9 protein-coding genes are annotated in these 9,900 nt (G+C 54.9%); 5 read left to right on the forward strand and 4 right to left on the reverse strand.

The genetic code is table 11. From position 1 onward, the window contains the following. Window positions 1–79 precede the first annotated feature (79 nt). From PCH01S_RS24785 to PCH01S_RS24795, 3 genes are all read left to right on the forward strand, one after another. Entirely contained in the window at window positions 80–742 is a 663-nt protein-coding gene (locus PCH01S_RS24785) for an NUDIX hydrolase (RefSeq protein ID WP_042234194.1), read from the forward strand. Window positions 743–814: 72 nt separating this feature from the next. Further along, the gene (locus tag PCH01S_RS24790) at window positions 815–1,714 is read left to right on the forward strand and encodes an SDR family oxidoreductase (RefSeq protein ID WP_042234197.1); all 900 of its coding nucleotides are present in this window, start codon (window positions 815–817) and stop codon (window positions 1,712–1,714) included. Window positions 1,715–1,854: 140 nt separating this feature from the next. Next, window positions 1,855–3,333, forward strand: a complete 1,479-nt coding sequence (locus PCH01S_RS24795) for a basic amino acid/polyamine antiporter (RefSeq protein WP_042234199.1) — start codon at window positions 1,855–1,857, stop codon at window positions 3,331–3,333. A gap of 274 nt (window positions 3,334–3,607) precedes the next feature. On the opposite strand, the gene PCH01S_RS24800 is transcribed toward PCH01S_RS24795, so the two are convergent. The 3 genes from PCH01S_RS24800 to PCH01S_RS24805 form a co-directional block, all read right to left on the reverse strand. Then, window positions 3,608–5,611, reverse strand: a complete 2,004-nt coding sequence (locus tag PCH01S_RS24800) for a methyl-accepting chemotaxis protein (protein ID WP_042234201.1) — start codon at window positions 5,609–5,611, stop codon at window positions 3,608–3,610. Between the two features lie 204 nt (window positions 5,612–5,815). After that, complete coding sequence (locus PCH01S_RS31520) at window positions 5,816–5,920, reverse strand: SMR family transporter (protein ID WP_241688790.1); 105 nt, start codon at window positions 5,918–5,920, stop codon at window positions 5,816–5,818. Window positions 5,921–6,062: 142 nt separating this feature from the next. Then, the gene (locus tag PCH01S_RS24805) at window positions 6,063–7,058 is read right to left on the reverse strand and encodes a metallophosphoesterase family protein (RefSeq protein ID WP_042234204.1); all 996 of its coding nucleotides are present in this window, start codon (window positions 7,056–7,058) and stop codon (window positions 6,063–6,065) included. Window positions 7,059–7,853: 795 nt separating this feature from the next. On the opposite strand from PCH01S_RS24805, the gene PCH01S_RS24815 reads away from it, so the two are divergent. After that, on the forward strand, window positions 7,854–8,054 hold the full coding sequence (locus PCH01S_RS24815) for a cold-shock protein (RefSeq protein WP_042234207.1): 201 nt from the start codon (window positions 7,854–7,856) through the stop codon (window positions 8,052–8,054). Window positions 8,055–8,182: 128 nt separating this feature from the next. Continuing rightward, the gene (locus PCH01S_RS24820) at window positions 8,183–8,389 is read left to right on the forward strand and encodes a cold-shock protein (RefSeq protein ID WP_009674668.1); all 207 of its coding nucleotides are present in this window, start codon (window positions 8,183–8,185) and stop codon (window positions 8,387–8,389) included. A 178-nt stretch (window positions 8,390–8,567) separates the two neighbouring features. On the opposite strand, the gene PCH01S_RS24825 is transcribed toward PCH01S_RS24820, so the two are convergent. Next, entirely contained in the window at window positions 8,568–9,761 is a 1,194-nt protein-coding gene (locus PCH01S_RS24825; protein WP_042234209.1) for a cytochrome P450, read from the reverse strand. Between the last annotated feature and the right edge of the window lie 139 nt (window positions 9,762–9,900).

Here is a 9,900-nt window from a genome sequence, read left to right on the forward strand (position 1 = left end):
CTCTTTTTTCGTTTACGCTTCAAGATAAGACACCGGGTGGAGCCGCATTCCGGACAAATACATAGAAAGAGGGAATTCCATGACTCCCGAAATGTTCGATATTTACGACGAAGACGCCAACCGGATCGGGACCGCTTCACGCGAGGAAGTCCATACGGCGGGATATTGGCATCAAACCTTTCACTGCTGGCTCGTCCGGCCCGAGGGAAATCGCCGTATGGTGCTGTTTCAGCTCCGCTCGCCTTCCAAGGATACGTTCCCGGACCGGTTCGATATTACGGCGGCGGGCCATTTGACCGCAGGTGAAACGATCCAGGAAGCGTCCCGCGAGCTTCAGGAAGAGCTGGGCCTCCGCGTTCCGTTCGACAGGCTTTCCCTTCTGTTTACCGTGCGCACCGATGAGCGGGGAACCGTGCGCGGCAGAACGTTTATCGACCGCGAAATCAGCCATGTATTCGGCTATGAAAGCGATTGGCCCCTGGATGCGTACACACTTCAGGAGGAAGAAGTCTCCGGGCTGTACGAGGCCGAGCTACGCGAGCTGGCCGATCTTTTCGAAGGCACGATCGACTCCCTGGAAGTCCGCGGCGTACTGGCGCCAAGTACGAGCGCGGACGGGAACGACGGCTTGTCTCAAGCCGGTTCGGACGCCGAATCGGTCCGCACCGTCGCCAAGCAAGATTTCGTCCCTCATCCGGACGACTACTACCTGCGCGTGTTTGAGCTGCTCGGGAAGATCTAGGCACTCGAACGGGCACGGAGGAATACGATGGACCATGATAATCGCCTATCCTTGTTATTCAGGAGGTTCAGCATGTATCCCATCTACCCTTATGTAGGCAAAGAAACGATATGCAAGGAACAGCCGATCCCGTTTCCGGCACAGCATCAACCCCGCCAGCCCGGCATCGAATCCGAAATGATTCCCCGGCCGATCGCCGAGAATCCTTATTATACCGGAAGCGGCAAGCTGCTGGACCGCGTGGCTCTTATTACGGGCGGAGACAGCGGCATCGGCCGTGCGACGGCCATTTCATTCGCCAAAGAAGGCGCAGCCGTGGCTATTGTCTTTCTGTACGAATGGAGCGATGCCGAAGAGACGCGCGCCCGGATTGAGCAGCTGGGCGGCCGCTGTCTCCTGATTCAAGCGGATCTGCGCTCGAAAGCGGCCAGCTGCGAGGTCGTCGCCAGAACGTTGTCGGCGTTCGGCAGATTGGATATCCTGGTGAACAATCATGGGGTTCAATTTCCGCAGCAAAGCATCCTGGATATTTCCGAGGAACAGCTTTACGATACGTACCGGACCAATATTTTCCCGTTCTTCTTCATGACCCAGGCGGCTCTGCCCCATCTGTGCTGCGGGTCTTCCATCATCAACACCGCCTCCATTACGGCTTACAGAGGCCAGAAGGACCTTATCGACTACTCTTCCACCAAAGGCGCCGTCGTCTCCTTCACGCGCTCCCTGGCCCTGTCGCTCGTGGACGAAGGCATCCGGGTGAACGCGGTCGCCCCGGGTCCTATCTGGACGCCCCTCATTCCTTCCAGTTTCTCGGCCGAAGAAGTCCGGACTTTCGGGACGGAAGTGCCGATGAAGCGGGCCGGGCAGCCTTTCGAACTGGCTCCCGCCTACGTGTATCTGGCCAGCGACGATTCCAGCTACGTAACCGGACAGACCATTCACGTCAACGGCGGAGGTATGATCACATCGTAAGCCGGTAAAACTCACCCTATGACGACGATGACCACTCCTAAATAATCCAGGAATCCTTTATTGCTTTATCAGAGTAAAAGATCTATAATACTTCCCTACACTAAATTTCACGCACATAAGCAATAAAGGAGTCCTTATTTATGTCTAACGAGCCGCGCAAACTCGGTTTGCTCCCTCTCATTTCCCTTGTCGTAGGTTCCATGATCGGCGGAGGGATTTTCAGCATGCCTGCCGATATGGCGCAGGATGCGGGAAGCGGCGCCGCCCTGATCGGATGGGCGCTGACCGGCATCGGAGTCATTATGCTCGCCCTAACCTTCCAGAGTCTCGCCAACCGGCTGCCAAGCCTGGACAACGGCATCGTCCGCTACGCCGAAACCGGCTTCGGCCGCTTCGTCGGTTTTATCAGCGCCTGGGGCTACTGGCTCGCCAATATGATTACGATCGTGGCAAGCTCGGTTCTGCTGTTCGGCGCCCTTGATTATTTCATTCCCGTATTCGACGGCGGCAATAATGTGCTTGCCATCGTATGCGCTTCGCTGCTCGTATGGCTGCTCCACAGCTTACAGCTCTCGGGAATCCGGGAAGCGACTCTCGTCCATATCGTAACGACGATGGCTAAGCTAATCCCGATCCTGGTCTTTATAGCGGCGCTGGCGACCGTCTTTCATTCGCCGACTTTTATTGCGGACCTGTGGAAAACCGCAACCGAAACCGCAACTGGCGGGTCTGCCCTCGGGTTATCGGCTATAGGAAGCCAGGTCAAACAGGCCATGTTTATTACCGTCTGGGCGTTCCTCGGCGTAGAAGGCGCCGTCGTGCTTTCCGGCCGCGCCAAACGCAAATCGGACGTCGGCAAAGCAACGGTCATCGGCCTTATCGGTACGCTTGTCCTGTATATGCTCGTGTCGTTGCTTTCTTACGGAGCGATGAGCAGGGCGGCTCTCGCCTCCCTGCCTACCCCGTCGGCCGCCTACGTACTGGAAGCGGCTGTCGGCAAGTGGGGCGCCGTCCTGATCAACGCCGGCCTCATCGTCTCTCTGCTCGGGCTTCTGCTCGGCATGTCTCTGCTTTCCGCGGAGACGCTCTACGTAGCCGGGAAGCAGAAGCTCATGCCGGCCTGGCTGTCCGGCGAGAACAAGAACGGCGCCCCCAAAGGCGCCCTCTGGATGACGACGGGAGCGGTGCAGCTTTTTCTGATCCTGGTCGTCACCGCCTCGTCCACCTACCATGCGCTTTACCTTGTCGCGACAACGGCGGCGCTTATGCCTTACCTGCTGTCTTCGCTCTTTCTCCTTAAAACGGCCATTGGCGGAAAAGCATACGCCCCGCAGGATACGACCGGCGAATCTCCCCTCTGGAACGGACCGCGCAAGCGCGAACTGGCTTACGGGGCGGCAGCTACGCTCTACTCGCTGTTTCTGCTCTACGCGGCAGGGCTGACGAATCTGCTCTACGTGTGCATGCTGTACACGCTGGGTCTTGCCTTCTATTCCTTCTCCAGAAGGGAAAAAGGCATCCGGGCGATGTACCGGCCCGCCGAAGCTTTCGCCGCAGCGGCAATCGTAGTGCTGGGGCTCTACTCGGCTCTCCAGTTCATATCCGGACATGCCGGATAAGCTTTTGAGGCACCTTGTGAACCTTAGCCTAATCATCGCGACAACCGGACAAACGACACAGGCCCCTTGAACGGGGCCTTATTTATTTTGAAGCGGCAGCTTATGGAAGGAAGAAACGGTGGAGGCCCGTTCTATTAAAGATCGCACAGCTAACGGCGCGTAGTGTTTCGCCCCGCATGACAGCGGCCAACCACATGCAAAAAAACCGCGCGGCCTCCGTAGAAGCTCGCGCGGTTTCCCGGCAGGCCGCTCGGCCTGCTTTTTTTGTACGTGTCTATTTGATTGTAAAAGCGGAAGCCAGCTTCTGCATCTCTTCCGCCATGGAGCTTAGCGATTCGGCCGATGACGAAATGTCGTTCATCGAATGAAGCTGCCCGTTCATGCTCTGGGCGACCTGCCGCATCTGGTTCAGCGTCTGCTTCGAAATATCGACCATTTCCTGCGAAGAAGCGGACACTTCTTCCGTGCCTGCCGAGATTTCCTGGGTGGCTGCGGACACTTCCTCAATCTGAGCAGACACATCCAGGATGGCCGTCTGAATGGAACGGAACGACTGCTCCATCGTGTTCATCAGTTCCTCGCCCTGAGCCACCTCTTCCAGGCTGCTTTCGATGGACTGCGTGCTTCTGCCCGTTGCGGCGACGATTTCATCCAGAATCTCCTGGATCTCTACGGTAGAATGGCTCGTTTGTTCCGCGAGCTTCTTGACCTCGCCCGCCACGACCGCAAAGCCCCGGCCGTGTTCGCCGGCTCTGGCCGCTTCGATGGACGCGTTAAGCGCAAGCAGATTCGTCTGGCGGGCAATGTCGGAAATCGTGCTCGCGATCTTCTGGATCTCCTCGGATTTCTCCTGCAGCGAATAAATCGTACCCGCCGAATCCCGCACGTTGCTGCCTACCGCCTTCATCTGGTTCAGCGTCCGCTGAACCGTCTCGCTGCCCCGGTTTACCTCGGATCGTACGCTGTCCGACGTTTCGGCCACCTGCGTGGAGGAAGCCGCGATCTTCTGGATACCGATCGCCATCTCCTCCATCGCTTGTGCGGTCTGCTGCGCCGCGTCATGCTGAGTCTCGGCCCCAACGGCGGTGGAATTGGCCGTCTGGGACGTGCGGGATGCGACTCCCGCCGACTCGGCGGAGATAGCCGTCAACTCTTCGCTGGACGACGCCATATGGTCGATCGCGTTTTTCATCCGGTCCAGGATGGAGCTGAAGGAGTCCATCATGCCGTTAATGTCCTCATTGAGCAGCCCCATTTCGTCTCTCCCCTTCACGTCGAGCCTTCCGGTCAAATCGCCGGCAGCTGCTTTGCGCATCATCCCCGAAATGTTCATCAGCGGGCGCAAAATAGCGCGGGAAGTGAGTATCGAAATCAGAATAACGAGAAGGACGGAAACCGCGATGATGATGCCCGCAAGTGTTTTCGCCTTGGACACCGTGCTGTAAACCTCGGTTTTCGGAGCGCTTATGAACAGCTTCCAGCCGGTCTTCTGCACTTCGGAGTAAGCGACGGCCGCCTCTCCTACCGTCCCGTCGTCGGCGTATAAGTAGCCCTTTTGGTCCGCGGAAGCCTCCAGCTTGTTGTCCAGATCCGGAGCGATATCCTTGACGGGCTTTCCGATATCCGCCGCGTCCGGGTGCAGAAGAATATTGCGGTTGCCGGACAGCAGGAAGGCATAGCCTTTTTCCCCGAAATGAATCCGCGACACGAGCGAAACGATCTGTTTCGGACTTACGATCGCTTGAATAATTCCGGCATATTCGCCGTTCTTGTCCAGAATCGGCTGGTCGATAATGATAATATCTTCTTTGGAGCCGACATCTTTCAAAATATCCGTGACGGCCAGCTTTTTGGACACCTTCGCATTTTTAACGTTCTGAAAAGCCGATACGTCCGTAACTCCGCCTTCTGTGCCGTAAGAAACGTCTTTACGGTCTATGTAGGCAAAATAGAACATTTCAGGATCACTGTCCTGCAAATTTTTCAGAAAAGGCAGCACTTCCTCCTCCGAAGCCGCCGTGGCAAATTCGGGGTGCGCTTTTACGACCCCTTCCACGGCGTTTATTTTCTGCCCCATCCACAAATCGATATCGGCAGCTCCCATCTCCGCCCGTATTCTCATGTTTTCTTCCGTTTGCTTGGATATGTAGCCATTGGAGTTCGACATCAGGATCAGGGTCGCCACTATTAAGGGAACCGAGGTAATCACGAGCAAAAGCAGGGAAATCTTGATCCGCAAAGACAAATCGCGGAATTTTAAAGTTAAACCGGGTTTCATAATTTCACTCCTTGACAGGTTTCTATTTCTATGTCTCCACTTCCCCATTTTCGACAACTTTTTACATGCCTCCTTCGCAATAAGTTCCATACCTTAAATTTCGATAAAGTTTTCCGGCCGCATACGGCCCGCAAGCATACAAAAAAACGGGAAGCCATACAGGCCTCCCGTCTTCAGCATTTCAACGTTTCCGGAATTCATGTTTTACCGTCCGGGTTCAGGCATGCCCCTTGAGCCTTCTGAAGATTTCAGCAGGCTGGTCGCAAAAATTTCACCTATGATGGCAATGGCCAAGTACACGTATCCCATTCCAGTCAAATTCCTCTGTCAAATTTATCTAGCCGCTAGTCCCCTTCATTATACCGTAAAATCGCGCAAAAAATGAAAACCGGCACCAGCCGTATAGGCCGATGCCGGTGCAATCCGGAAAAATTCGGGAACTCTCTTTCCTTTATTTCCGGACGGGTACTTTAAATTGCGCTTCCGGAATCCACTTCTTGGCATAAAAATCCCGGCCTTGAATCGATACCCGGTCTTCATACACTTCTACGTACAAGCCTTCGCTTTCCTTAGCGTCTTTAAGCTTTTCTCCCCCTTGGCCGTCGGAAGTCCACGGACGTTCCACGGAAGAGGAATTGACCATCGTGAACTTGTCCCTCACGAGAGTGTTCGGCTGCCTAAGATCCCAATGCGTGTGACCGCTGAAAAAGATCACTTGCGGATACTTCGACAAAATGCTTCTCAGCTCCTCATGCTGGACGATCGGACGCTTGTTGGAAGCCACCGACGTTCCGGCTACCGTACCGGGAAGCGGCTGATGCAGGAAGACGAAAATCGGCTTCCCCGACTCTTGTCCGTGCCTCGCGAGCGACTGCTCCAGCCAGTTCAGCTGCTCCTTAGAAAGGTAGGCGTCCTCCATATTGTCGGGATTGGTCTGGCGGTACTGCTCCGAGCCCAGAAATATAAACGGGTATCCCTTGATTTCCTCTTCATAGTAAACCTTCTTCTCCCCGGTAAAGGACAAAAACCTGCCGATGGACGCCGCTTCGGTCTCTTTATTGGGGAAGCTGTTCGGGCTCCAGTTTCCTTTGGCGTTCAGCCATGCGGAATAAAATTCATGATTGCCGATGGTTGCGAATGTTTTTTGCGGATGCGGAGTGCTCATCATCAGTTCCTTAAGCCGCGTATAATCGCGGGCGGAACCGCCGGTCAAATCCCCGTTGATCACCAGAGCGTCGGCATTCGGATTAACCCGGTTGAGATCTTCCAGAGCTTCCGTAAATTTACGCTGGGAATCTTTCTTTGCGGCGTCTACATGCACATCGCTGATCACCGGAAAAGTCAGCACCGGCTTGTCCGCTCTTTCCTGTACCGCACCCGCGGGAACGGTGGAAAGTACGAGCAAACTCGCCGACAACAGAAGCGTCAAACCTGCTTTATTCTTCATACACATTCCCTCCATTTCATCTAAGGACGGGGAGAAAAGGTCAAGTCAGGAGGGGCTGAAACGTTTTACGGCGGAAAAGAAAGGAGCACGTTCAAAAAGAGACCGTGCCCCCATCCGGTTTGTGCCGACGGCGTCTGAACAGCGTTGCAGGAACATTCCGCGCCGTCTTCTATATGGCGAGACAATCGTTGTGTCTGACTCTGGTCCCGTTCGTTTCTCTATATCATTCTCTCCGCTCTATCCGATTTCTCCAATTAACGCAGGTCTCTCTCCTCCTACGAAAAAGCAGCGGCATAGATCCGCTAAACTTGTGTCAGGCTTGACCTTTTCTCCCTTTTAATTGGAAAATCATAACTTCTAATACCCGTTCCGAATGAAAGGTAAACCCTTATGTTCCGCGGGATGCAAACTTTCACTCCATCCAAAATGTGCCTTTTATGATTATATAGATTCCGGACAAAAAAAGACACCCTTGCGGGCGCCTTTCGGAAAGAATCTTTCCAAGAGCCGATTATGGAAGACTGTTTTTCCAGCACAAAAAGCGCTGTTTCCGGGAAGGAAAACCAGCGCCGGCAAACTGTAGACCGCCGAATATCAGGTTGGCCACCCAGCATTTGGGTCCTCCTAAAGTTGCTATAGAGGAAAATATATGGTAAAATGAGTTATTCGTATATTTTTAGTTCTTAGTTCACATATTACAAAGGATATCACGGAATGGGTGCACTTTGTAATGTGTGAACTTTTTTCCTAAAAGGATATGGGTAAATCTTTAAATTTCCGGGAGGTTTTACAAGCATGGAAACAGGAACAGTTAAGTGGTTTAACGCTGAGAAAGGCTTCGGTTTCATCGAAATTGAAGGCGGCAAAGACGTTTTCGTTCATTTCTCCGCGATCCAAGGCGAAGGCTTCAAGTCCCTTGACGAAGGCCAACGCGTTCAATTCGACATCGCTCAAGGCAACCGTGGTCCACAAGCCGAGAACGTTGTAAAACTGTAAGCAACTACACAAACTTATAGAAGGAACTGCCTTTCCTAGGATTAGGCAGTTCTTTTTCATGAACTTCTATAACCTATACGGTCTTGCGTAGACTATAGAGAAGGCCGACTATCTGAAGGAGGGTCACTATGCATTATTCTAAGAAGAACATGGAACCTGTTCCAGAAGAAGAGATCACCGTTTGGGCGTGCAGCCAAGAAAGCTGCGTATGCTGGATGCGGGAAAATTTCTCGTTTAATCAAGTCCCTCTCTGTCCGATTTGCAAATCCGAAATGGTTAAGCAAGTCAAGATGCTTCCTGTGCTTACAAACCACAACCATAACGCCCTGGGTTAACACCGTCCCGTTTCATTAAATCAGCAAAAAAAGCCGAGACCTCACGGTCTGGGCTTTTTTTGCGTTGTTTGGGCCGCTGCGGTCCGGCCATGATATATGCCGGGCAAGCCCGGCGGCGTGACACGGCCGCAGCACCGACCCGGCCGGTTGTCTCGCCGCGGTCACCCTGCCGGCCAAACTAGGCGAGCCGATTCGTCGGCGTAAACGTGAGCGGCAGGCTGCTCACGCCGTGGACGATAAACCCGCGGGCGGGCGTCAGCGGGTCTTGATCCGCCCGGGCCAGATCCGGCAGGCGCTCCAGGACAGCCTGAAGCGCTACACGCGCTTCCAGGCGGGCCAGCGGAGCGCCGAGGCAGAAGTGCATGCCGTGGCCGAAGGCGATGTGCGGGTTCGATTCGCGCGCGATATCGAACTTGTCTGCATCGGCAAATTTGCCGGCGTCGCGGTTCGCCGAGCCCATCCAGGCCACGACGCGGCTGCCGGCCGGGATGACCTGGCCGCCGATCTCCACGTCCCGCGCGGCAGTGCGGAACATCGCCTGCAGCGGCGACTTGAAGCGCAGCACCTCCTCGATCGCGGACGGCAGAAGCTCCGGCTGGGCACGCAGCTTCGCCAGCTGGTCCGGGTTCTCCAGCAGCGACAGCACGGCGTTGCCGATCAGGTTCGTCGTCGTTTCGTTGCCGGCCACCAGCAGAAGCGCGCAGAAGGAGAGAATATCGCCTTCGGACAAATGCGTGTTGGACTCTTCGGCGGCAAGCAGCGCGCTGATCAGATCGTCTCGGGGCTCTTCGCGACGGAGGGCGATGATTTTACGGAAATAAGCGTTCATCTCCTCATGCGCCCGCTGGGATTCGCTATTCGTCGCTCCGACGACGGAGTCAGCCGACGCCACAACCTCATCCGACCAGTGCTTGAACTGCTCGCGGTCTTCGCTCGGGATGCCGAGCATTTCCGCAATGACAATGACGGGCAGCGGATACGAAAAATCACGGATCAGATCGATGCGGCCCGTTTCCGAAACTTGATCGAGCAGCTCGTGGGTAATCGCCGCAATACGCGACTCCAATGCCGCGACCGCCTTGGGCGTGAACGCCTTGCTCACCAGGGTCCGCAATTGAGTGTGCCGGGGCGGGTCCATCGTAATGAGGCTGAATCCGCCTCCCCGCTGCTCCTGCTCCGTCCCTTCCTCAAACTTCGGGCGGAACTCGGAAGAAAACCGGGTATGGTCGAAAAGCACCTGCTTGACGTGTTCATAATCGAAAACAGTCCAGATTCCGAGCGGCTCCATAAACAGGACAGGCTGATTTTGACGAAACTGGGCGTACAGAGGATAAGGATTTCTCAAAAAATCGGGCGAAAAAAGCGCATTCATGATTATACCGCCTCCAAATAAGGAATAAGAGAGCGTCAGCCCTCACGAACGGGAATAAGAACGAACCCGTTAGGCTCTGCCCAGTTTTAAAGGGGGTTCCGGGGGTTCCGGGGGTTCCGGGGGTTCCGGGGGTTCCGGG

This window comes from Paenibacillus chitinolyticus NBRC 15660 (assembly GCF_000739915.1).
GTDB classification, from domain to species: Bacteria; Bacillota; Bacilli; order Paenibacillales; family NBRC-103111; genus Paenibacillus_F; species Paenibacillus_F chitinolyticus.